Raw genomic sequence first — 23,835 nt, forward strand, 5'->3', positions numbered from 1 at the left:
CGCTTCACCTCTCGCGATCGCTCTTGCAGATGCCAGACTCAACGGGTCAATACTCCAACCTTTGTAGATGAACTCGAAGTCTCTTTTGCTAGTCGCTGCCTCATCCCTCCTGTTCGGCGGCTGTGCCATTCAACCCCGAGCTGCAGCACCCTCCCCCGCGCCGGCACCACCGGTGGCAGCTGCACCCGCCCCTGCTCCAGCTCCCGCGCCAACGAAGGTCGAAACCTCGAAGAACGGTCGCCAGAAGGGGACGTCTGCGGCGATCGACGCGCTGGACTATGCAGCGGTCAAGCGCGCTTCGAAGAGGGGCTATGACGGCATGACCGCGATCCACAACAAGACGGTCAGGCTGGATGCGAAGAACATGGACAAGCACGGCTACTTCACCATGAAGCGCTCCGACAACATCTTCTTCAACTGCGAAACACGAGCGCCAGGTTTCAAGCCCGGCCCGATGACCGGCACTATCAGTACGTCCGAATTCTTCGATGATGGCTCCAAGGCGCATGCCATCGGCCTCGCGAACTGTGCCCCGGCATGATCTGACAATCCGAGAAGGTGCGAGGCGTCCATAGCCGAGCATCGAGCAGGCGCTGTTCAAGCAGCGCAAGCGCTTAACCGATGGCGAGCGCGCCCTCCAGACGAAGGTGACGAAGAAGGCCGGTCTCAATGACGCGATGTGAATTCGCGGCGCCATTGGCAAGCCGCATCGCCACCCATCGTCCAATCACATGGCTGAGCTTTGCGATTCAGGACAAACAAATCGCCGCCGTTGCTGCTCACCTCTGCATCTTCGACAACTGGCGACGGCCGCTACTTGCCATTGGTGGTGGCTGACGGCGGGCATCGGGCGATGGTGCCGTACGTAGCGATCTATGCGGGGGCGGGGGAGCGATCCTCGTGCCTATCGCGACCGTAGCAGCGGGTGTAGGCACCGATGCCGTGCTCCAGCTTCTCCATGCTGGACCACTCCTGCAAGTAGAAGAGTCCGGAGTTGAGCTTACCGAAGAAGCCTTTCATCCCGGACTTGTCCAGGCAGTCCGCAGGATGCGGTCCGGCAACGCCTGCATCGTCTTGATGCGGTCGACTTCGCGGATCGTCATCGTGATCCTCGCCCCCTGATGTGCCCATCGCGGTACCTCGGATTCACAGACCGGAGGGGCGCAACCAGTGCGACATTTTTCTTCAGGAAAAACCCGATGTTCTTGGGTTTACCCGAATGACGCGGAACTTGCCCTCAGGAAAACTCTCGCCACGGAAATGAAACTCCGTTCTGGTGGAGAGAACGCACAACATACCACCATCCGATCCGCGCCGCTCCCAGCAGATTCATCAACTCCGTCAACCAAGAAAAAGGACAAGCATGAAGAAACTCCACGCACTGAGCCTCGCCATTTCGGCGCTGACTCTGGGGCTGGCCGCTACCTCGGCCTTGGCACTCACCGCCGAAGAGCAGGCCCAGGTGAATGCCGCTGGCCAAGCCGCTGCTCAGGCCGTCAAGCAACAAGCCTCGGCGCAGGCTGACGCGCTGCTCACCACCGCCAAGGCCCAAGGCGATGCACTGGTCGCGGCCGCCAAGGAAAAGGGCGATGCGCTGATCGCCGCCGCCAAGGCCGCGTCGTATTCCGACTCGGCAGCCAAGGCTGCAGCCCTGGCCGAAGCCCAGTTGGCGAAGTCGAACATCGTCCTCGATGCCCAAGCGCAGAAGGACAAGCTGATCGCCGACGCCAAGGCGCAGGGGGCCCAGATCTCCGCGCAATCCACCGTCGACGCTGATGCTGCCAAGACCACCGCCAAGGCGATCACCACGTTCGACATCGGCCACCCCTGGCTGAAGGCGGGCGAGCCGACGGAAAAGGTTCAGTTCAACAGCAACGGACCCGCCGAAAGCATCGATCCGACCTACAACGTGTGCCGTGGCATCGACCCCCGTTGCTACCACCCCTGGAAGGGCAACATCAAGAACAAGATCCTGATCTACTCGCGTACTGCGGGTCCGCGCCACGCCAACCTCGGCCCGGCCCAGACGACCGCCGGCAGCGTGACGGGTTCGGCCAATATCCCCGACGCCAACATCTATCAGAAGTCCGTCGCCAAGTGGATGGAAGAACAAGGCGTCACGGTCACCTGGACGGAAGACGTCAACGTGCTGGCCGGCCTGAGCATCGGCACCTACGACGCCCTGGTCATGGCCAGCCCGACTCGCGACACGTTCACCAAGCACGGCACCTTCGTCGCCGAAGGCGCGAAGGGCTACACCAATCTGGCCGGCACGGCCATCGGCACGGGCAACAATCCCGGCGGCAACCTGTCTTCCAGCAACCTGAATACCGACCAGGCCAAGACCTCGCTGCGCAACTTCCTGCGCGCAGGCGGCGGCTTTGCGGGCATGCACAACGTGTTCGGCGCTGAATACAACTGGCCCTACTACGAAGGTCTGCTCGGCAACGCCAACTACATGGACCACGGCTCGGCGCAGGCTGGCGACATCGTCATCGTGAACCAGGCTGACGTCTCGACCGCTGGCCTGCCCAAGCAGTTCCACTTCGCTGACGAGTGGTACAACTTCGCGCCGTTCCCGACCAAGGTCCGCTTCCTGGCCGCTGTGGACGACAACACGCTCTCGACGGGCCGTGGGGGCACGAACCCCGGTCACTCGTTCCACCCGGTCTCGTGGTGCCAGTACTACGATGGCGGCAAGGCGTGGATCACCTCGCTGGGCCACTTCAGCAACGCATTCGACCCGAATGCGAGCAGCAACAGCAACGCTGCGATCTCGGCGACGACGCAGGCCTACTTCAAGCAACACGTCGTGCACGGACTCCTGTCGATCATGGGCCGTGAGCCGTTCTGCCGGGGCAACGACAACCGGCCTGACGCCAACGGCAACGTCCGCGATGACAAGTGGTTCCGCCCGCTGCAAAGTGCGGCTCAACCGCAAGCTGGTTCGTGGGCAGACGTGCGCTGAGATCCGACTGACTCAGGCATCATGAACGCGGCGGGGATGGAGACGTCCCCGTCGCGTTTTTCCTTTGAAAGTGCCCTGACCGGGCAGGCTCCCATGAAACAGAAGCATCGAGACCGCAAGTCCGCGAACAACCCGACGCAGCCGATCATTTCGCTGCTGCACAAGCCGCTCATGCCAGCCCGCGCTCCGGTCGTGATTCCGGGCGTGACCCCAGGCGTGTTCGAGCTGACGCGGCACAACTACGAATCGGCGATCGAAGGCTGGTCACTGGCAGTCGTCGATTTCTGGGCGCCGTCTTCGCCGTTTTGCCGTGCGTTCGCGCCGGTGTTCGCCGCCGCCTCGGCCCGCCACGCCGGCGTTCTGTTCGCCAAGGTCAACGTCGAGGAACAGCCGGAAATCGGCTCGCGCTTCAACATCACGTCGATTCCGACCCTGATGATCGTGCGCGACGGCATCATCGTCCACGTCCATGAAGGGCCGCTGCAAGCTGGCGAGTTGGACGTCGCGCTCAACGCGGCGCGCACGCTCGACCTGGGGCAGATGCGACGTCAGATGACGGAGGCGACCGGTGGCGGGGCCGAGACGGACGCCGGCCTGCCGTCGCTCGAAAGCTATCTCCGCCCATCAGTGCGCATCGCGCTGCCGGACATCGCCCCCCGACTGGCGGCCGGCAGGCTGGTCCTGATCCGGGACGCCTTCGAAGCGGACTTTGCGGAGCGCATGCACCGCAGCCTCGACAACAGCACGGCCTGGCGCGTGCAAGAGGGCTACGAGACGCATTTCCACTATCACTATCACGATCTCTCGGACGCCGAGCGGTATCCGGAGGACATCGCCGAGTGTTCCAGGATCTTCGATTCGCCGAAGACGAAAGAGTGGATGACGCGGCTGTCGGGCCGCTCATGCACCGGGCCGACGGAGTTTTTCGCCAACTGGTATCTGCCGGGCGACTATCTGCATCCCCACAACGACGTTGCGGCCAACGACGCGAATTCGCATCGTCAGGTGACCTTTGTCTGGTATCTGGCGAAAGAGTGGCGCTCCGAGTGGGGCGGCTCCTTCTACTGGTGCCCGACGAACAGCTACCTGCCAGCCTCGTTCAACACGCTGGCCCTTTTCAACGTGGGGCCGGAAGGCGCTCATCTCGTGAGTCATGTGTCTCCGTTTGCCAAAGGCAAGCGTCTGGCCATCAGTGGATGGTGGACGGGGCAGGCCGCGACGCCTGCCCTTGCCGGAACGAGACCGGAGCAGATCCGCGCCGGGGACGCTGAGTTCGAGATCTATTGATGACTCCCCTACCCCTCCTCCCATGCCTCCTGCGACCAACCGCCAGTTGAAGCGCCGAGGCGCGGTTTGGCACGCGATTACTTCGATTGCTTCTTCCGCGGCAGCGGCTGCGGCTGCCAGCCACTAAAGGCCGCGGCGGTGGGGTCGCCGCCGAAGGTGATGGTGAGTTCCCGGGCGTATTTGAAGAGCGGCGGCACGATCTTCTCCGCCCCCAGCGCCTCGATGCGATAGCGGGGACCAGAGACGTTGATCGCGCCGACCAGGCGATTGCCGTGGCCAAAGATGGGCGCGGCAAAGGCGGCCGTTTCCGGGTCGCGCTCGCCGAAGGACGCGGAGTACATCTGCTGGCGCACTGTGTCAAACCGCTTGCCGGTGGCCCCGTTGAAGGCGCACAGCACATGGCCCGAGGCCCCGCTGGTGAGTGCGAAGCGGTCGCCCTCGCGCACCGAATCGCGCACCGCTTGCGAAGACTCGACGCGGTGCAGAACCACGCGCCAGTCAGCGTCCACGACGTAGAAGGACGCGCCCTCCTTCAATTCCTCGACCAGTTTGCGCAGCACCGGCAGCACCAGTTCGCCGGCGTTGAAGTGCTTCTGATACAGCGAGCCGAGGTACAGCACCTTGGAGCCGAGGCGGTAGCAGCCGTCGGCGTCGCGCAGGACGTAGCCAAACCTTTCAAGCGACTTGATCAGGCGCAGCAGGGTGCTCTTGTAGAGGCCGGTGCGCTTGGCCAGGTCAGCGAGCGTCGTTTTCTCGCTCGTCAGGGCGTCAAGGATCGTCAAGGCGCGGTCAACAGCCGCCACGCCGGTCTCTTCATTCATTCGAACTCCTCCAAGGTAGATATCGGGGGACATCTGCATCGCAGCCAAAAGTTCCCCCCAGGGAGCACTAATTGTCCAGTGCGTTCCGAGTTTGCCCTAGGTGTTTATAAATAGAACTCTATTATGATGGACGGAACGACTGATCGAAGCCTCTCCTCTGAGCCAACCCACCGCAATGTCCTTCCTTTCCAGCCCACCGGCCCTCGAACGATGAGCACTCCAGCACTTCCCAGATACGAGCACTACATCGACGGCGCAAACGTGCCGCCAGCCTCCGGCCAGTACCTGCCGACCGATGACCCGTACACCGGCCAGACCTGGGGCGAGATCGCCCGCGGCAATGCCGACGACGTGGCGCTCGCCGTTGCCGCGGCGCAGCGCGCCTTCGAAGGCCCGTGGTCCGAACTCACGCCGTCGGAGCGCGGACGGCTGCTGTGGAAACTCGCCGATCTGGTCACCGCCAATGCCGACCGTCTGGCGCTGATCGAGCAACGCGACAACGGCAAGCTCGCCACCGAAGTGGTCGCACAGGTGCGCTACATGGCGGATTACTTTCGCTACTACGCGGGCTTGGCCGACAAGGTACAGAGCGATGTCATTCCTACTGACAAGAAAGGCGTGTTCGCCTATACGCGCTATGAGGCGAAGGGCGTGGTGGCGATCATCACGCCGTGGAATTCGCCGCTGACCCTGACCAGTTGGAAGCTCGCTCCCGCGCTGGCCGCGGGGTGTACGGCGGTGATCAAGCCGTCGGAATTCACGTCGGCATCGATGGTCGAGTTTGCCGCGCTGTTCGATCAGGCGGGCTTTCCGAAGGGCGTCGTCAACGTGGTCACGGGGCTGGGGCCGGAAGTCGGCGAAGCACTGGTCACGCATCCTGACGTGGCGCACATCGGCTTCACGGGCGGCTCGATCGCGGGGCGCAAGATCTACGAGATCGCGGCGCGCAATTTCAAGACCGTGACTCTGGAACTGGGCGGCAAGTCGCCCAACATCGTGTTCGACGATGCGGACCTCGATCAGGCGGTCAAGGGCGTGGTGTCGGGCATCTTCGCGGCGTCCGGCCAGAGCTGCCAGGCAGGGTCGCGGCTGCTCTTGCAGCGCGGCATCCATGATCGCTTTCTCCAGAAACTGACGGCCTTCATGAGCGACGTGAAGCTCGGCGATCCCAAGGATCCCACGACGCAGGTGGGGCCGATCTCGACCAGGCCGCAGTTCGAGAAGATCATGAGCTACATCGAGATTGCGAAGCAGGAAGGCGCTCGCCTGGTGATCGGCGGACGCAGCCGCCCTGACCTGGGCTGCGGCCAGTTCATCGAGCCGACCATCTTTGCCGACGTGCGCAACGACATGCGCATCGCGCAGGAAGAAGTGTTCGGACCCGTGCTGGTGGTGATTCCATTCGACGACGAGCAGGACGCAATCCGCATCGGCAACGACATCAACTTTGGCCTCGCCGCCGCCGTCTGGACGCAGAACCTCAAGCGGGCGATGTTGATGACCGAGAAGATCAAGGCCGGCACGGTGTGGGTCAACAACTACCGCGCGACGAGCTTCACGTCGCCGTTCGGCGGCTACAAGGAGTCGGGCATCGGGCGTGAATCGGGGTCCGAGACGATCAAGGAATACCTGCACACGAAGTGCGTCTGGGTCTCGTCGGACCTCGACGTGCCCAACCCCTTCATCCGCCGATGAATAGCATGACGACAACCAAGGCGCTCGCGGGTATCCGCGTGCTCGACCTGACCAATGTGCTGGCTGGCCCCTTGTGCGCTTACCAGTTGGCGCTGATGGGCGCCGAGGTGATAAAGGTTGAGACGCCCAACAGCGGCGACATCGCCCGCCAGTTGGGCAACGACCGCGCACTCAACGCAAAGCTGATGGGGTCCTCCTTTCTGGCGCAGAACGCGGGCAAGAAGTCGATCACGGCGAACCTGAAATCGCCGCAGGGAAAGGAATTGCTGCAGCGGCTCGTCGCGTCGGCCGACGTGCTGGTCGAGAACTTCCGTCCCGGCGTGATGGAGCGCCTCGGCCTCGGCTATGAGGAACTGCGCAAGCACAACCCGAAGCTCGTGTACTGCGCGATCACCGGCTTCGGTCAGGAAGGCCCGATGCGCGATGCGCCCGCCTACGACCAGATCATCCAGGGCCTGAGCGGCATGATGAGCGTGACCGGCGACACGCAGAGCGCGCCGCTGCGCGCCGGCTACCCGGTGGCCGACACGGTGAGCGGCATGGTCGGCGCGTTCGCCATCTGCGCCACGCTGTTTCGCCGCAATGCAACGGGCGAAGGCGGCTTCATCGACGTCTCGATGCTCGACTCGGCGCTGGTTGCGATGGGCTGGGTCGTCTCGAACTACCTGATCGCGGGCACCGAGCCGCAGCCGCATGGCAACGACAACTTCACCGCCGCGCCGTCGGGCACCTTCCGCACCGGATCGGGCCCGCTGAACATCGCGGCCAACAAGCAGGACCAGTTCGAGGCGCTGACCCGCGTGATTGGCCGCCCCGACATCGCGCTGGACCCGCGCTTCGCCGAACGCGAAAGCCGCAAGCAGCACCGCGTCGCGCTCACGCAAGAGATCGAAGCTGCGCTCGCCACGCGATCGGCGAGCGAGTGGGAACAGTTGCTGGTCCGCGCCGGCGTTCCCGCGGGCAGGGTGCTCAACATGCCCGATGTACTGCGCTCGGAACAATTGAAGCTGCGCGAGTTCGTCCAGACCTTCGACAACGTGCCGGGTGCCGAACGCGAAGTGCGCGTGGGGCGCACGGGCTTCAAGCTCTCCGGCGGCGAGCCGCGAGCCGAGACGCCGCCGCCGGTGCTCGGTGCGCACACGGATGAAATCCTCGGCGGGCTTGGCTACACGGAGAGCCAGATCGCCGAACTGCGTGAGAACAAGGCGATCTGAGATGAAACATCCATCGGGTATGACGCCCGCCACGGAGGCCTGACATGGCTGACCTTACCCAGCGCCCTCCCGAGCAACTGGTCAAGCAGGCCAGCGACTGGTGGTCCACGAGCATCGTGGACATCGAGCCGGGCAAGATTCATTTCCGCGGCTATCCGATTCAGGACCTGATCGGTCGCGTGAGCTATCCCGACATGGCGTGGCTGCTGCTGCGCGGGGAGTTGCCGACGCGCGAGCAGTCGGCGCTGCTCGAAGCGGCGATGGTGGCCGGCGTCGATCACGGGCCGCATGCGCCGTCGATCGCAATTTCCCGCATGGCCGTGAGCTGCGGCCTGCCGGTCAACGGCGCGATGGCGAGCGCGGTCAACGTGCTCGACGACGTGCACGGCGGCGCGGGCCAGCAGTGCATGGAACTGATGTACGGCATCGACCGCATCGCGGGCGACGCCGCGCCGCAGATGGAGCACGTCGTCGCCGGCCTCGATGCCTTCATCGCCGAGCACGGCAAGATCATTCCGGGCTTCGGCCACCGCTTCCACGGCATCGATCCACGGGCGGTGAAGCTCATGAAGATGGTCGATGAAGCGCGCGAACACGGCTTCCTCTCGGGCCGCTTCGCCGTCATCGGCAAGCTCATCGACGAGGAACTCACGCGCCGCAAGGGCGCGCCGATTCCGATGAACATCGACGGCGCGACCGCCGCCATCTATTGCGAACTGGGCTTCGCGCCCGAACTCGGACGCGGCCTGTTCGTGCTCTCGCGCTCGATCGGCATCCTGGCTCACGCGTGGGAGCAGAAGCAGCAGAACGCCCGCATCAAGGGGCCGATGCCTCCGTCCATTCCGTACACCTACACAGGCCCGGCCACACGCACATTCAACCGCTGACATCCGAGAGGAATCACCATGAAACAAACCATCGCCAAACAACTCATCCGCGAGCTTGAGCGCCGCGACGTCGAATACCTGTTCGGCCTGTGCGGCCACACCAACATCGCCGTGATCGCTGCGCTCGACGGAGCCAAGGTCAAGTTCATGAACACGCGCCACGAGCAGGTCGCTGCGCACATGGCCGACGGCTATGCGCGGGCGAAGAAGAAGACCGCCGTGATGTTGTCGCACCTCGGCCCCGGCCTCACGAATGCGGCAACGGGCGTGGCGAACGCGGCCCTGGATTCGATCCCGATGGTGGTGATCGCGGGCGACATTCCGACGCACTACTACGGCAAGCATCCGCACCAGGAAGTGAACCTGCACGCGGACGCGGCGCAACACGAGATCTACCGTCCTTTCGTCAAGCGCGCGTGGCGCGTCGATCGGCCCGACATGTTCGCGCAGATCCTCGACAAGGCGTTCCAGTTGGCCGAGAGCGGTCGTCCGGGACCGGTGCTGGTGTCGGTGCCGATGGACATCTTCTCGGCGGAAGTCGATACCCAGTTGTTCGAGCGTTTGAGCCACCACACGCCGCATCTGCTCAAGCCCTCGCTCGATGAAGTCGTCGCCGAGAGGATCGTGCGCACCATCGCCGAAGCCAGGACGCCGGTGATCTATGCGGGCGGCGGCATCCTGCTGGCCGATGCGGCGGAAGAACTGCGCAGGCTGGCCGAGCATCTCTCGCTGCCCGTGGCGCACAGCCTCATGGGCAAGGGCGCGCTGCCCGACGACCATCCGCTGGTGCTCGGCATGACGGGCTTCTGGGGCACGCAGTTCGTCAACGATAAATGTCTCGGTGCCGATTGGGTGATCGGCCTGGGCACGAGCTTCCGCGAGGCCGATTGCAGCTCGTGGGAGCCGGAGTTCACCTTCAGCTTTCCGCCGTCGAAGCTGATCCACATCGACATCGATCCGAACGAAATCGGGCGCAACTTCCCCGTGGACATCGGTGTGGTCACGGACTTGAAGGAAGCGCTGGTGGTGCTCAACCGCGTCGCGCGCCGCCTCTATCCCGAAGGCCGCAAGAACGAGGCCCTGGTCAAGGAGATCGCCCAGCACCACGTGGATTTCGTCAAGGGCAACGAGAAGCTGGTGCAGAACGATGCCTATCCGATGCAGCCCGAGCGCATCCTCGCCACCGTGCGCCGCGTGCTGCCGCGCGATGCGATCATCACCACCGACGTGGGGTGGAACAAGAACGGCGTCGGCCAGCAGTTCCCTGTCTATACGCCGGGCAGCATCCTCACGCCGGGCGGCTTCGCAACCATGGGCTTCGGCGCTCCCGCGGCGCTCGGCGCCAAGCTGGCCTGCCCGGACAAGGTGGTCGTGGCACTGGTCGGCGACGGCGGCTTCGGCCAGAACCCGGCCATGCTGGCGACTGCCGTGGAAAGCGACATCGCCGTGGTGTGGGTGGTGATGAACAACAACGCCTTCGGCACCATCGCGGGTCTGGAAAAGGCCCACTTCGACACGACCTTCGGCACGGTGTTTACCAAGGACGGCAAGCCCTACTCGCCGGATTTCGCCGCCATCGCCCGCGCCTACGGCGCGGAAGGCGTCAAGATCAAGTCGGCTGCCGAGTTCGAAACCGTGCTGCAACAGGCGGTCGCCGCCGGCAAGCCGTTCGTCATCGACGTCTCGATGTTGAACAACCCCGTCCCCACGGCGGGCCACTGGAACATCAACGACATCTACTCGCCAGGCAAGAAGGTGTCTCATGCATCGACGGATTGACACCCGGCGACGGAGCCAGAGCCAGCGCGGCTTCACGCTGCTCGAGCTGCTGGTCGTGATGGTCATCATCGGCCTGCTCGCTGCCTACGTCGCGCCGCGCTACTTCTCGCAGGTCGGCAAGTCCGAGGTGCGCAGCGCGCAGGCGCAGATCGATGGGCTGCGAAAGGCGCTCGATGCCTACCGGCTCGATACCGGCAGCTACCCGACGACCGAGCAGGGACTCGCTGCCCTGAACGCGCGCCCGGCCAACTCGGCGAAATGGAACGGCCCTTATCTCCAGCGCCCGGTGCCGCTCGATCCCTGGGGCAAGCCGTATCAGTTCAAGGCGCCCGGCGATCACGACGAGTTCGACCTGTTTTCGTTCGGCAAGGACGGACAACCCGGCGGAACCGGCGACGCAGCCGACATCAAGAGCTGGGAATAAGACGCATGCGGTTCGATGTTCGCGCTCTCGACGGGCACCGGCGGGTCGTCTCGCTGTCGCTCGACGCCGCCGATGCCTCTTCGGCGACGGTGCTGGCACAGGCCCAGGGGCTTGTGGTGCTGTCGGCGAGGCAGCGCGCCGATGCGGGCGCCGCCTTCGGCCAGCTCTTGAAGCAGAACTTTCCGCTGCTGCAATTCACGCAGGAACTCGTCGCGCTGCTGCGCGCCGGGCTCTCGCTGCCGGAAACGCTCGAAGTGATGGTCGAGAAGGAAACCCGCGCCGAGGCCCGCCAGGTGTTCGAGCAGATCCGCGGTGCGCTCTATGAAGGCCGCTCTTTTTCGCAGGCGCTGCAAGGCAACTCGCGCCACTTCCCCGAGCTGTACATCGCCACCGTCCGCGCCTCGGAGCGCACGGGCGACCTGCCCGAGGCGCTGATGCGCTTCATCGAATACAAGGAACGGCTCGACCTGGTGCGCAAGAAGGTCGTCTCGGCCTCGATCTACCCGGTGGTACTGCTGGCGGTGGGCGCGCTCGTCACGCTGTTCCTGCTCGGCTACGTGGTGCCGCGCTTCTCCGAGATCTACGCCGAGTCGGGGCGCGAACTGCCGTGGATGTCTCAGTTGCTGATCGACTGGGGCCGTCTGATCAACAGGCACAGTCTGGCGGTCGGGATCGTGGCGCTGGTCCTGCTCGCGTTCATTGCGGCGTCGGCGCGACGCATCCCTGCTCTGTTTGGCCGCTTGATGCGGCGCATTCCGGCGGCGCGGCGGCGCTTGCTGGTGTATCACCTCGCGCGCTTCTACCGCACGCTGGCGATGCTGCTGCGTGGCGGCATTCCGATGGTTCCGGCGCTCGACATGCTGGCGACGCTGCTGCCGGAAGACCTGCGGGCGCAACTGCTCGTGGCGACCCAACGAATTCGTGAAGGCGTCCCCACGTCGCAGGCGATGGGCGATGCTGGACTCACGACGCCAGTCGCCGCCCGGATGCTGCGCGTCGGCGAACGCAGCGGCGACATGGCCACGATGATGGACCGCATCGCCGCCTTTCACGATGAGGAACTGGCGCGCTGGGTGGACTGGTTCACCAAGCTGTTCGAGCCGCTCCTGATGGCGCTGATAGGCGTTGTCATCGGCGGCATCGTGGTGCTGATGTACATGCCGATCTTCGAACTCGCGGGGAGCCTGAATTGACGATCGCCCCCGACCTGTTCGCGCAGGCACGGCGCCTCGCGCCAAGCCGCGGCCACACGATCGTGGCGACGCTCGAAGAACTCGCGGGCCTGGAGCCCGAGGCGTTCACCCGGGAACTCGCGCAGTCGCTGCATCTGCCTTGCGCGAGCATCCAGGATCTGCACCGGTGGACGCCGACTTTCGAGCTGCTCCCGTTCTCCGATTGCATGGCGGCGCAGTTGATCGCGCTGACCGATGACAACGGCGCGCTGCGCCTCGTGACCGGCGACCCGTTCCGCGAAGACAACGCCGCCGCCGCCGAAGACCGCATCGAGCAGGCCGGCCATGCGCCGCAGCTCACGCTCGCGCATCACGCCGACGTGGCGGCCTACCTCGCTCGCCACGAAGAAGGCCTGTCGGCGATGGCCAACCTGCTGCCGGACGTGCGCGGCAAGCGCGAGCGCGACGTCGACGTGGAAGCCCTGTCGTTCCAGAGCATCACCGAGGACTCCAGCCCCGTGGTGCGGCTGGTGCGCTCGACGCTGTATGACGCGCTCAAGGCGGACGTCTCCGACATCCATCTCGAAACCGGAGCGCAGGGTCTGTCGATCAAGTACCGCATCGACGGCGTGCTGGTGGCCGTCGGCACGGCCGGCGACGCCGACGTGGCCGAGCAGGCCATCTCGCGCATCAAGGTGATGGCCCAACTCGACATCGCCGAGCGCCGTGTGCCGCAGGATGGCCGTTTCACCGTTGGGGTGCGCGGGCGCGAGATCGACTTCCGCGTCTCGATCATGCCCTCGACGATCGGCGAGGACGCGGTGCTGCGTATCCTCGACAAACAGCGCCTGGCCGACGAGGCCCGGGGACTGACGCTCGACGCGCTCGGCTTCTCGGAACCCGACCGCGTGCTGATCCGCAAGCTCGGGCGCGAGCCTTACGGGATGCTGCTGGTGACCGGCCCGACCGGCTCGGGCAAGACCACCACGCTGTACGCGACGCTGACCGAAACGTACGACGGGCGCGACAAGGTCATCACGATCGAAGACCCGGTCGAGTACCAGTTGGCGGGCGTGCTGCAGATCCCGGTCAATGAGCGCAAGGGATTGACCTTCGCGCGCGGCTTGCGCTCGATCCTGCGGCACGACCCGGACCGCGTCATGGTCGGCGAGATCCGCGATGCCGAGACGGCGCAGATCGCGGTGCAGGCGGCGCTGACCGGCCACCTGGTGTTCACCACCGTGCACGCGAACAACGTGTTCGACGTGCTCGGACGCTTCACACACATGGAGGTCGATCCGTACAGCTTCGCCGCGGCGTTGAACGGCATCGTTGCGCAGCGGTTGGTGCGGCTGAACTGTCCGCACTGCAGCGAGCCGGCGGCGCCGTCGGACGAGTTGCTCAGCGAGTCGGGCATTCCGTTGCAGCAGGCCGCAAGCTTCCGCTTCATGGCTGGCCGCGGCTGCGGGCAGTGCCGCAGCACGGGCTTCAAGGGGCGGCGCGCCATTGCCGAAATCATGATCCTGACCGACGAACTGCGCGAAATGATCGTGGCGCGGGAACCGATCCGCAACCTGAAGGAAGCAGCGCGCCGCGGCGGCACGCGCTTTCTGCGCGACGCGGCGGTCGAACTGGTGCAAGAAGGTCTCACGAGCCTGGAGGAAATCAACCGTGTCACCTTCGTGGCGTGATCGCGTCGAGGTTTTTGTCGGGGCGCGGGAACTGCGCCTCGAGGTAGTGCCGCGAGGCTGGAAGTCGCGGGAGCCGCGGCGCATCGTGCGCGAGACGCAGGGCGCCGCCGCCGACCTCGCGGCGGCACTGGCCGAATCGGCGCATCGCGGCTGCGATGTGCGCATCGTGCTGTCGAACTTTCACGTGCGCTACGCGGCGGTCGGGGAGGCCGGGCTGCTCGCTGGAGCCGCCGAGCGCGAGGCGGCGGGGCGGCAGGTGTTGCGCTCTGTATATGGCGAGGCAGCCGATGACTGGCGCATCGTGATGGACGCGGACAGCGCTGGCGTTGCCGTGGTGGCCGGCGCGGCGCGGTCGCTGATCGACGGCTTGCGCCATGCCTGCGCGAGCGTCGGCGCGAGCCGCGTGCGCATCCAGCCGTTGTTGGCCTGCGCGATGAATGGCGCCTTGCCCGCGCTCGACAAGGACGAAATCGGACACGCCGGCTGGTTCGGCGTGCTCGAAGACGACCGCCTGGTGCTGGCAACGCTCGACGGGGACGGTATCCGGGCCGTGCGCGGCCTGCGCATTCGCCAGGACGCGGGCGGCGAGATCGCGGCAATGCTGCAACGCGCGCGGCTGCTCGATGCGGATGCGTCGGGGCGGTCGCTGCTGGTGCTGGCAAGCGACCGCATCGTGCCGTTGGCGCTCGGCCCCGAATCCGACCTGCGGGTGCGAACCGTGCCGCTGACCGGCACGCTGCAGGAAGTCTGAAGTGAAACAAACCACCGATATCCGGGACGGCGGGCTTCGCGCGAAAGCCACGACGCTGTGGGCGAGACGCCCGCGTTTGCGGAAAGCCGCCGTATTCACGCAATGGAGCACCCACGTGCGTCCGTTGCGCATGGATTTCATCGACAACCGCGTGGCGATGTCCCCCGCCGCGCTGGCCAGTCTGACCGTGGGCGCGATCGCGCTCATCGTGGCGATATGGGGTTATTCGTCGGCCAGCGCCGAGCACAAGGCCCTCGCCGCCGCGGCCAATGTCGCGCCGGCCGCGGACCCGACGGCGGGCGAGAGCGAAGCCCGCCGCCGCGTCCGCGAGGCGGGTGCGAAGCGCTCCGCCAAGGTGCTCGAGAACCTCACGGTGCCCTGGCCGACGCTCTTCACCGCGCTCGAATCCGCCGCTGGCGACGGCGTCGTGCTGACCGGCCTGATGCCCGAAGCCGAAAACCGCCGCGTGCGCATCAGCGGTGAAGCGCGCCGCTTCCAGGACATTCCGATGTACACGAAGAAGTTGCTCGGAACCAAGGCCTTCGCCAACGTGTTGCTCCTCTCGCACGACACGCTCGACAACCGCCGCATCGCCTTCACGCTGCAAGCGGACTGGACGGAGACCGCCGCGCCATGATGAACAGGATCAACGTCATCGCTGCGCGACAGTGGCTGATGCGCCACCGCGCCGCCTGGCTTCATGTCGCTGGCGCCCTGCTGCTGGTGGTGGCCGCTCTGGTGTGGGCCACGGCCCAGCGCCCGCTCTCCGCCGACAACGAACGCCTGCGGGAGCTGGTCGCCGAAGCAGCGCAACGCCCGCGCGCCGCCGCCGCGCCCAGCGCCGCTGAACAGCTCAGCGCCTTCGAGGCCAGTCTGGCGCGCCCCGACGACGCCGTGGACATGGTCGCCGTGATCTACCGCCTCGCCATCGCCAACGGTCTCCAGATCCCCACCGGCGAGTACCAACTGGAGCGCGTGCCGGACGACCGCATGCAGCGCTACCGCCTCAACTTCCCGGCCAACGGCAGCTATCCGCAGATCCGCGCCTTCATCCTCCAGGCGCTGGAAACCCTGCCCGTCGCCGTTGACGACATCCAGGTACGGCGCGAGTCGAGCGGCGACAAGCTTCGGGCGCGGCTGCGTCTGTCCCTCTACCTGCTTCCCGCCCCATGAAGATCTCCGCCAAGGCTCGATGGAGCTTGTATGCGACCGCCGCCGTGTTGACCGTGGCGGCGATGTGGCTGGTCAATCCGCGCGACGCCGACATCGTCATGCCGGCAAGCGCTTCGTCGCCATCCCGGCATTCCGCGCAATCCGCGAAGGCCGCGCGGTCCGCGCAGACCGCCGACGAAGCGCCCGCCCCTCCTGCCAACGACGCAATCGCGCGGCTCAACCGGCAGATCAAGGCGGCCATCGGCCACGCCGGCGTCGATCCGTTCCGCGACGGGCCGACCGCCGAAGAGCTCCAGGCCGCCGCCGCGGCGCAAGCGGCAGCAGTCGCGGCGCAGGCCGTGGCCGCGGCCCAGCAGCAACGCGCCGAAGTAGCCGCGCCGCCGCCCCCGCCGCCTCCGCCGCCCTTCCGCTACCTCGGGCGCTGGAAGGAGCAAGGCCGCACGCTGGCGTTCCTGCAATCCGGCGACCGCGTCGTGGCGATCGATGGCCCCGGGCCGCTGGACGGCAGCCCCTGGAAGGTCGTCGCGCTCGGCGATGACCTGGTCACGCTGCAAATGGCCAAAGGGCCCAAGCACACGCTGTCGTTCGAAGCGCCGGGCAACGCTACGCCCGCGCCCGCCGCCGTCGCTGTCGCAGCCGCCACACCCGCATCCGCGCCCGCGCCCGCGGCCGCGCAGGCAACCCCCGCCACGCCTGCACGAGCAGCCCCTTCCGCCACGCCCGCGCAAGAAACTCCAACCAGTTCCAACGGCACTGAACACGCCCCCGGCTGGGAAGAAAACTGAGTCAGACCCGACATGAACTGCTCCCCCCGCTTCGTCCGTACCCGCGTCTCGCTGGCCGCCATTGCCCTGGCCGTGCTTGCCGGTTGCGCCTCCACGCCCGACCAGAGCCTGTCCGAGGAAGGCACCCGGCTGATCGCCCAAGGCCGCGTCGAAGAAGGGCTTGCCCTGATGGAGCAAAACGTCAAGGCCTACCCCCGCAACCGCGAGCTCTATTCGGCGTACCAGGTGCAGCGCAACAGCATCCTCCATCTGCTGATGCGCGACGCCGACCGGATGAGGTCGCTCGACAACCTCGACGCCGCCGAGGCCAACTACCGCCTGATCCTGCGCATCGATCCGCAGTCGGATCCGGGCCGCTCGGGGCTGGACGCCATCACCCGCGCCCGCGTGCAGGGCACGCGCCTGCGCGAAGGCCAGGCCGCACTGCAAGCAGGCGATCTGGTGCGCGCCGAGCAGGTTGCGCGACTGGTCCTTTCCGAAGACCCGAACCACCGCGATGCCCGCGAACTCGCCAAGGCCGTGACGACGCGGCAGGGCAACGCCGACGCCATGCCGGCGCGGCTGCGCGAGGCGTTCCAGCGCACCGTGACGCTGGACCTGCGCGACGCGCCACTGGCGACCATCTTCAGCATCCTGTCGAAAACCGGCGACATCAACTTCGTTCTCGACCGCGACGTCAAGACCGACGCCCGCACCAGCATCATCGTGCGCGACAGCTCGATCGAGGACGTGCTCAAGATCCTGCTGATGACCAACCAGTTGAGCCGCAAGGTGCTCAACGACAACTCGCTGCTGATCTATCCCGCGACGCAGGCCAAGCAGCGCGAACACCAGGAACTGGTGATGCGCAGCTTCTACGTCGCCAACGCAGAGGCCAAGCAGACCGCCGCGATGATCAAGGCGATGGTCAAGACCAAGGACATCTTCGTTGACGACAAGCTCAACCTGGTGATCATGCGCGACACGCCCGAGGCCGTGCAACTGGCCGAGCAACTGGTTGCCACGCAGGATCTGGGCGAGCCGGAAGTGATGCTCGATCTCGAAGTGCTGGAAGTGTCTTCCTCGCTGGCCCAGACCCTGGGCGTCGAGTACCCGACGCAGATCGGCGTCTATGGCGTAGCCGTCGACGGCACCATTCCCGACAAGGTCCAGCTCAGCGGCCCCGGCAGGGCCACCGGGCTGCGCGCCTTCACCGCCAACCCGTTGATGCTGCTGAACCTGTCGAAGAACGACGGCACCAGCAACATCCTCGCCAACCCGCGCATCCGCGTGAAGAACCGCGAGAAGGCGCGCGTCCACATCGGTGAGCGCGTGCCGGTGATCACCACCACTTCGACCGCCAACGTGGGCGTGTCGTCGTCGGTGAACTATCTGGAGACCGGTCTCAAGCTCGACGTCGAGCCGAACGTGTTCCTCGACCAGGACGTGGGCATCAAGGTGGAGCTGGAGGTGTCGAACATCCTCGAACAGCTCAACGTCTCCGGCACGGTGGCCTACCGCCTGGGCACGCGTAACGCCGCCACCACGCTGCGGCTGCGCGACGGCGAGACGCAGGTGCTCGCGGGCCTGATCGACAACGAGGATCGCAGGTCCAACACCGGCATACCGGGCGCGAGCGACCTGCCGATGCTGGGCCGCCTGTTCCGCAACGAGGGCACGACCGGCGCCAAGTCGGAGATCGTGCTGCTGGTGACCCCGCATATCGTGCGCAACGTCAGGCGCTCGGAGCTGGTGCGGGCGCAGTTCCCCGCCGGCACCGATGCCGTGCCGGGCGCGGCGCCGCTGCGCGTCGGCAAGATGGATCGCCTGGAGATCACCGCGGGTGCCGGCGGGCCGACGGTGGCGCCAGCCAATCCGTCTGTCGCGACGACGAACCCGCAGGGCCTGGAGATCGCCGTCAGCGCCCCTGCGGAAGTCAAGGTCGGCGACACGGTCACGCTGGACCTGAAACTGCCCGAAGGCACGACCGCCGCGACCGCGAAGGTGCAGATCAACTACGACCCGGCAGTGCTCAAGCCGGTGGGCGCGGCAGCTGATTCGAATGCTGATCAAGGACAGGCAACGGTCGAACTGTTCACCTCCGGCATCACCGGAGGAGCACCGTCGCGCCCGGGATCGTTGCGGTTCCAGGTGCTTTCCAAGAAGCCGACGAGCACGGACATCGACATGCTCGTCGTCCAGTCGAACGCCCGCGTGTCGGTGCCGCGGACTTTCAGCCTGTCGGTGGTTCAGTGATCGCCCTTGGCCGCATTGCTCCCAGGATGCGTGGTTTCACGCTGATCGAACTGCTGGTCACGCTCGCCATCCTGGCGCTGCTGGCGACCGCTGCGGCTCCGATGGCGGAGTTGACCACGCGTCGCCTCAGGGAAACCGAACTGCGCCACGCACTGCGCGAAATCCGCACCGCGATCGACGCCTACAAGCAGGCCGGCGAGGAAGGCCGCATCGCCCGCGCCGCCGACGCCACGGGCTATCCGGCCTCGCTCAGGCAACTGGTGGATGGCGTGCCGCAGGAGAACGATGCCGCCAAACGTCGCATCTACTTCCTGCGCCGCGTGCCGCCCGATCCGTTCTACAGCGGCCCGCCGGTCAGTCGTCCGGAAGAGACCTGGGGGCTGCGCGCCTATTTCTCGCCGCCGGAACGCCCTCAATCGGGCAAGGACGTGTTCGACGTCTTCTCGACCTCCCAGGCCACCGGCCTCAACGGCACGCCCTACAGCCAGTGGTAGTCACATCCAACATGCGCAGACAACGCGGCTTCACCCTGATCGAGCTGCTGGTCGTGATGTCCATCATCGCGACGCTGCTGTCGGTGGCGCTGCCGCGCTACTTCGGCTCGCTTGAACGGGCCAAGGAAGCCACGCTCAAGCAGTCCCTGGTGGTCATGCGCGACGTCATCGGCCAGTACTACGCCGACAAGGGCCGCTACCCCGAACAACTCGAAGACCTGGCGACGCAGCGCTATCTGCGCGAAGTGCCGGTCGACCCCATCACCGGCTCGCGCGATACATGGCAGATCGTGCGGCCGCCGTCCGATGGCGCGAACTCCGGGGGCAACGTGTACGACGTCCGCAGCGGCGCGGAAGGCAAGACCAGCGATGGCATTACCGACTTCTCGGCCTTGTAAGCGCAGGCAGCAAGGCCAGGGCGGCTACACCTACATCGGCCTGCTGTTCCTCGTCGCGGTCATGGGGATCACGCTCGCCGCCGCGGGCATGGTCTGGCGCGTCCAGGCGCAGCGCGAGCACGAATTGGAATTGATGTTCATTGGCCGCCAGTTCGCCGCCGCGATCGCCCGCTACTACGAGAACACGCCGGCCGGACAACGGCCGGGCTTCCCGGCCAAGCTCGAAGACCTGCTCGACGACCGCCGCTGGCCGGTGCCCAAGCGGCACCTGCGCCGGATCTTCATCGACCCGATGACGGGAACCACCGAATGGGGACTGGTGCGCACCCCAGCGCCAGACAACCGCATCATGGGCGTTTACAGCCTGTCGAAAGACACGCCGATGAAGCAGGTCGGTTTCGGCTGGCCCTATGACGCCGGAGACCTCGCGGACTTCACGTCGGCGCTCACCTACCAGGACTGGCGTTTCATCTACGTCGCGCCGGGCGATAGAGGGAACTAGGAACAACTCATGAAATTGAACTTCTCGCTGCGCAAATCCTTGCTTCTGCTGGCCCTGTGCCTTCCCGTGGCTGCCGCCCAGGCGCTGGCCGCTGGTGACAATGAGGGCGAGATCAGCAGCGGTGCTGGTGAAGACGTCCGCTATGACGGTGTCTGGAACGTCCGCTTCGACGGGGGCGGCAGTGCCGTTCTGATCTTCTCGCGCCAAGGGGAGTCATGGGTCGAGAAGGGCCGCGCGGTCATGCCCAAGGTCTGCCAAGGCAAGAACCTGCCGCTGACGATCCAGGGCGGCACGGACAAGGGCGTTCAGTTCACGGTCTTCGGCTCGCCCGTCGACAAATCCTGTCCGGACATCACGTACATCTTCAGGGTGGCTTCCGATGCCAAGGTGCAGACGCTGAAAGCCAGACTCGAGGGTGGCGGCGTGGCGACGATGACGCTGGCGCCTGCCAAGCAGGGCAAGAAGAACTGATCAGCGCGCTGCAACTGGGCCCGAATCAGTTGCGCTTGAAGGAGGCAAATGGCCCCGCGCCAAAGCGCGGGGCCATTTCCAATCAATACACCGTCACCTTGCCCGTGGACAGCGGGTTCGTGCAATCGTTGTAGAAGTAGTCGCCCTTCTTGTTGAAGGTGTACGAGTACGACTCGCCCGGTTGCAGATGCGGATCGAACAGACCTTCGAAGAACTGCGTGGCACAGTACTCGCGGCTGTTGTTCGCGGGGTTGGTGAACGTCACCGTGGTACCCAGTGGCACGCGCAGGTTGTTCGGGTAGTTGCCCGCCGTCTGCGTCAGCGTGGCTTCGGCGCTCGTCGCCGTGGTACGGCCCAGCAGCACGGTGTTGTTGACGGTCGAACCTTCTGTGGCCGTGCCACCCACCGGACGGCGCGTGTCGATCGGCGCAGGAGCGGCAGCCTGCGCAACCGTGCCGCCGAGTTTGAAGGCCCACAGCTTGTCGCCGCGCTTCACTGCGTTGCCGTAAGGAATGCCCGTGCCGCCAGCATAGATGGCGATGTACTGCTCGCCGTCGATCTCGTAGGAGACCGGGCTGGCGCTGATGGCCGCGCCAGTCTGGAAGCGCCACAGTTCCTTGCCGTTCTTCGCGTTGAGCGCGAGCAGGTTGCCGTCGGGCATGCCGATGAAGCCGACGTTGCCCGCGGTGCTCAGGAAGCCGTTGCCGTGCGCCAGGTCATAGGGTTGCGCAACGCGCCACTCGACTTCATTGGTGCTGGCATTCACTGCCACGATGCCGCCGGACTGGTATTCCCCGATGGCGCGTTGGCCATTGGAGCCTGCTTCCGTGTAGTGAGCGGCTGCGGAGACGGCATAGCCGGTGTAGAACAGACCGGTCTTCGGGCTGAAAGACTGGGCGTTCCAGTTGGCGCCGCCGTTGTGGCTCGGCGCCGTCAGGATCGGCTTCTTCTCGCCGAGGTTCTGCATCCAGAAGGCGTCGTACATGCAACCCTGCGCATAGTTCGGAACCGCGCGGTTCGGATTGCCGGGGATCGGACCGCCGAGGTCGGACGGCGACACGCAGTCCTCCAGATAGCCGCCCTGGTTCGGGTACGGCTGGGTGGCCCAGGTCAACTGGCGAGCATCCTGCGGCACGGGCCGCTCCGTGATGCCCAGGGGCGCTTCGCCGGTCTTGCGATCGAGGATGAAATACATACCCGACTTGCTGCCGTAGGCCAGAACCTTGCGGTCCGCGCCGTAGATCTTGACGTCGGCGAACACCGGTGCCATCACGTTGTCCATGTCCCAGATGCCATGGTGCACGGACTGGAAGTGCCATTTGTATTGGCCCGTCTTGGCGTCCAGCGCCACGATCGAGCTGGTGTACAGGTTGGTCCCCGGACGGGTCGCGCCGTTTTGCGAAGAGCCGCAGCTGCGCGCATTGCCGAAGGTGTAGTACACCAAGCCCAGTTCGAGATCGACCGCTGGATGCATCCATGGAGCGCCGCCGCCCACGCGGGCACACGCCTCGGCTGCCACGGGGTCGCTGCCCCAGGTGGGGATGACACCCGTCGGGTCGTCGCCATTGCGGGGCGTGCTGTAGAAGTGCCACTTCTCCGCACCGGTCTTGGCATCGAACGCCAAGGCGGTGCCGACGCTGCCGTCGTTCGAGCCGGCATAGACCACGCCGTCGGCATACACCACCGCAGCCTTCTGAACCGTGCCGTAGTTGGCGTTCGCCTTGACCTTCCAGATTTCCGCGCCGGTTTCCTCGTCGACCGCGGTCAGGAAGCCGCTGGCAATGGTGAACACCTTGCCATCGCCGACAGACGGGCCGCGGCGCACACCGGTGCCGCCCAGGTCGTAGGTCCACTTGATGGCGCCGGTCTTGCCGTCGACGGCATGGAGGTGGCCCTGCGCCGTTTCCATGAAGATCACACCCTTGTGGACCACGGGCGAGCTTTGGTTGTCGCCGGTCGTGGCGCCGCCTTCGAGGTTGACCTGCCAGGCCGCGCCGAGTTGGCTGATGTTGTCCTTGTTGATCTTGTCCAGAACGCTGTAGTTCTGGTTGCCCAGGTTGCCACCGACCTTGGGGTGGTCCTTGATCGCGTCCTTGACCGCTTGCTTGGCTGCGGCCGCGTCGATGGTGCCCTGAGCCTTCAGTTCAGCCTTGTCTCCCTTGGCGTCGAGGAGGAGAGCATCCTTCTTCGCCTGGGCTGCGGCGACGAGGTCCGCCTTCTGCAGTTGAGCGCTAGCCACGGCGGCGGCCTTGGCGGCTGAATTGGGATAAGTCGCGGCCTTGGCTGCTGCGATCAGTGCATCGCCTTCGGTCTTGGCGGCGGCAACGAGTGCATCGCCATCGGCCTTGGCCGCATCGACGAGTGCCTGGCCTTCGGCCTTGGCCTCGGCCTTGACCGCCTGAGCAGCGGCCTGAGCCGCGGGATTGGCAGCCAGAGCCGAGGCGCCGGCAAAGCCCATTGCCACGGCCACGATCGCGAGCCTGATTGGGGAGAGTTTCTTCATGTTGGATCCCTCGATAAGAAAAGAGTTATGGGGTGCGAGCGCTGGGGGGAATTCAGTCCCTTGTCGCAGCGGACCCGGACACCGGCAAGGACGCCGGCGGCAAACCGTATGGAAGCCTGGCCTGTGGCTTCGGGTGTCTCCTTGTTAGAAACAACGGGTGGATTGGTTGTTTTTCTTTGCGTTCTGTAGGACAGAACATCATTCCATTACAAAATTCTAGACTTGGGCGATCTGGCATCAACTAGGGGTTGTCACCAGCGCCCGACGTGTTTTGTGAAAGGCCGCAAGATGAGCCGGGCAGCCGAACGCCCGCCCCCGGGATCGGGGGCGTTTCGCCAGGTTTATTGGCCGTCGGACAAAAGGCCGCAGGTCACGCCGTCGCGGCCCGGCTGCCTTCAGAACCGATACGTGCCTCCCATGCCGACCGTCCAGTTGCGCCCCGGGGCCGGCTCGAAGTAGCGGGCATTGCCCTCATTGACGATCACCGAGCCGACATAGCGCTTGTCCAGCAGGTTGTCGATGCGCGCAAAGGCATTGAGCTCCCAGCGCTGCCACTTCTTGACGTAGCCCGCGAACAGCGCGACC

Annotated in this window: 22 protein-coding genes; 19 read left to right on the plus strand and 3 right to left on the minus strand. The window is 65.6% G+C overall.

Annotated features, from left to right (window positions below; genetic code table 11):
* Window positions 1-67 precede the first annotated feature (67 nt).
* The 3 genes from QTH90_RS27410 (at window position 68) to QTH90_RS27420 (ending at window position 4,255) form a co-directional block, all read left to right on the plus strand.
* A complete protein-coding gene (locus tag QTH90_RS27410) occupies window positions 68-541 on the plus strand; it encodes a hypothetical protein (RefSeq protein ID WP_286667737.1) in 474 nt (157 codons plus the stop codon).
* 822 nt (window positions 542-1,363) lie between these two features.
* Complete coding sequence (locus QTH90_RS27415; RefSeq protein ID WP_286667738.1) at window positions 1,364-2,968, plus strand: ThuA domain-containing protein; 1,605 nt, start codon at window positions 1,364-1,366, stop codon at window positions 2,966-2,968.
* Window positions 2,969-2,989: 21 nt separating this feature from the next.
* Window positions 2,990-4,255, plus strand: a complete 1,266-nt coding sequence (locus QTH90_RS27420; RefSeq protein WP_286667739.1) for a thioredoxin domain-containing protein — start codon at window positions 2,990-2,992, stop codon at window positions 4,253-4,255.
* Between the two features lie 77 nt (window positions 4,256-4,332).
* Here QTH90_RS27420 and QTH90_RS27425 read toward each other — a convergent pair whose 3' ends face one another.
* Complete coding sequence (locus tag QTH90_RS27425; RefSeq protein WP_286667762.1) at window positions 4,333-5,115, minus strand: IclR family transcriptional regulator; 783 nt, start codon at window positions 5,113-5,115, stop codon at window positions 4,333-4,335.
* A gap of 171 nt (window positions 5,116-5,286) precedes the next feature.
* Here QTH90_RS27425 and QTH90_RS27430 point away from each other — a divergent pair, with 171 nt between their 5' ends.
* From QTH90_RS27430 to QTH90_RS27505, 16 genes are read left to right on the plus strand one after another with little or no spacing between them, the layout of a single operon-like run.
* Window positions 5,287-6,771, plus strand: coding sequence for an aldehyde dehydrogenase (locus QTH90_RS27430; RefSeq protein WP_286667740.1), 1,485 nt, complete (start codon window positions 5,287-5,289; stop codon window positions 6,769-6,771).
* Window positions 6,772-6,776: 5 nt separating this feature from the next.
* Complete coding sequence (locus QTH90_RS27435; RefSeq protein WP_286667741.1) at window positions 6,777-7,985, plus strand: CaiB/BaiF CoA transferase family protein; 1,209 nt, start codon at window positions 6,777-6,779, stop codon at window positions 7,983-7,985.
* A gap of 44 nt (window positions 7,986-8,029) precedes the next feature.
* Window positions 8,030-8,872, plus strand: coding sequence for a citryl-CoA lyase (locus QTH90_RS27440; protein WP_286667742.1), 843 nt, complete (start codon window positions 8,030-8,032; stop codon window positions 8,870-8,872).
* A gap of 18 nt (window positions 8,873-8,890) precedes the next feature.
* The gene (locus QTH90_RS27445; RefSeq protein WP_286667743.1) at window positions 8,891-10,651 is read left to right on the plus strand and encodes a thiamine pyrophosphate-binding protein; all 1,761 of its coding nucleotides are present in this window, start codon (window positions 8,891-8,893) and stop codon (window positions 10,649-10,651) included.
* Window positions 10,635-11,075, plus strand: a complete 441-nt coding sequence (gene gspG, locus QTH90_RS27450; RefSeq protein WP_286667744.1) for a type II secretion system major pseudopilin GspG — start codon at window positions 10,635-10,637, stop codon at window positions 11,073-11,075. Before QTH90_RS27445 ends, gspG begins: the two co-directional genes overlap by 17 nt.
* Window positions 11,076-11,080: 5 nt before the next feature.
* Complete coding sequence (locus QTH90_RS27455) at window positions 11,081-12,268, plus strand: type II secretion system F family protein (RefSeq protein ID WP_286667745.1); 1,188 nt, start codon at window positions 11,081-11,083, stop codon at window positions 12,266-12,268.
* Entirely contained in the window at window positions 12,265-13,938 is a 1,674-nt protein-coding gene (locus QTH90_RS27460; RefSeq protein WP_286667746.1) for a GspE/PulE family protein, read from the plus strand. The genes QTH90_RS27455 and QTH90_RS27460 overlap by 4 nt, the downstream gene beginning before the upstream one ends.
* Window positions 13,919-14,689: a hypothetical protein gene (locus tag QTH90_RS27465; protein WP_286667747.1), complete on the plus strand. Its 771-nt coding sequence runs from the start codon at window positions 13,919-13,921 to the stop codon at window positions 14,687-14,689. The genes QTH90_RS27460 and QTH90_RS27465 overlap by 20 nt, the downstream gene beginning before the upstream one ends.
* 1 nt (window position 14,690) lies before the next feature.
* Window positions 14,691-15,326, plus strand: coding sequence for a PilN domain-containing protein (locus tag QTH90_RS27470; protein ID WP_286667748.1), 636 nt, complete (start codon window positions 14,691-14,693; stop codon window positions 15,324-15,326).
* Window positions 15,323-15,862 (plus strand): hypothetical protein, encoded by a 540-nt coding sequence (locus QTH90_RS27475; protein WP_286667749.1) that lies wholly within the window; start codon window positions 15,323-15,325, stop codon window positions 15,860-15,862. The genes QTH90_RS27470 and QTH90_RS27475 overlap by 4 nt, the downstream gene beginning before the upstream one ends.
* The gene (locus QTH90_RS27480) at window positions 15,859-16,647 is read left to right on the plus strand and encodes a hypothetical protein (protein WP_286667750.1); all 789 of its coding nucleotides are present in this window, start codon (window positions 15,859-15,861) and stop codon (window positions 16,645-16,647) included. The genes QTH90_RS27475 and QTH90_RS27480 overlap by 4 nt, the downstream gene beginning before the upstream one ends.
* 12 nt (window positions 16,648-16,659) lie before the next feature.
* A complete protein-coding gene (locus QTH90_RS27485) occupies window positions 16,660-18,882 on the plus strand; it encodes a secretin GspD/PilQ domain-containing protein (protein ID WP_286667751.1) in 2,223 nt (740 codons plus the stop codon).
* A gap of 26 nt (window positions 18,883-18,908) precedes the next feature.
* Complete coding sequence (locus QTH90_RS27490) at window positions 18,909-19,376, plus strand: prepilin-type N-terminal cleavage/methylation domain-containing protein (protein WP_286667752.1); 468 nt, start codon at window positions 18,909-18,911, stop codon at window positions 19,374-19,376.
* Window positions 19,377-19,387: 11 nt separating this feature from the next.
* Window positions 19,388-19,774 (plus strand): type II secretion system protein, encoded by a 387-nt coding sequence (locus tag QTH90_RS27495; protein ID WP_286667753.1) that lies wholly within the window; start codon window positions 19,388-19,390, stop codon window positions 19,772-19,774.
* Entirely contained in the window at window positions 19,746-20,276 is a 531-nt protein-coding gene (locus QTH90_RS27500) for a type II secretion system protein (protein WP_286667754.1), read from the plus strand. The genes QTH90_RS27495 and QTH90_RS27500 overlap by 29 nt, the downstream gene beginning before the upstream one ends.
* A 9-nt stretch (window positions 20,277-20,285) precedes the next feature.
* A complete protein-coding gene (locus tag QTH90_RS27505) occupies window positions 20,286-20,747 on the plus strand; it encodes a hypothetical protein (RefSeq protein WP_286667755.1) in 462 nt (153 codons plus the stop codon).
* Between the two features lie 82 nt (window positions 20,748-20,829).
* Here QTH90_RS27505 and QTH90_RS27510 read toward each other — a convergent pair whose 3' ends face one another.
* Together QTH90_RS27510 and QTH90_RS27515 are read right to left on the minus strand one after the other, a co-directional pair.
* Window positions 20,830-23,250: an outer membrane protein assembly factor BamB family protein gene (locus QTH90_RS27510; protein WP_286667756.1), complete on the minus strand. Its 2,421-nt coding sequence runs from the start codon at window positions 23,248-23,250 to the stop codon at window positions 20,830-20,832.
* Between the two features lie 395 nt (window positions 23,251-23,645).
* The coding region (locus QTH90_RS27515; protein ID WP_286667757.1) for a TonB-dependent receptor at window positions 23,646-23,835 on the minus strand (190 nt) is incomplete at its 5' end.

The organism is Variovorax flavidus, assembly GCF_030317145.1.
Lineage (GTDB): Bacteria > Pseudomonadota > Gammaproteobacteria > Burkholderiales > Burkholderiaceae_C > Variovorax > Variovorax flavidus.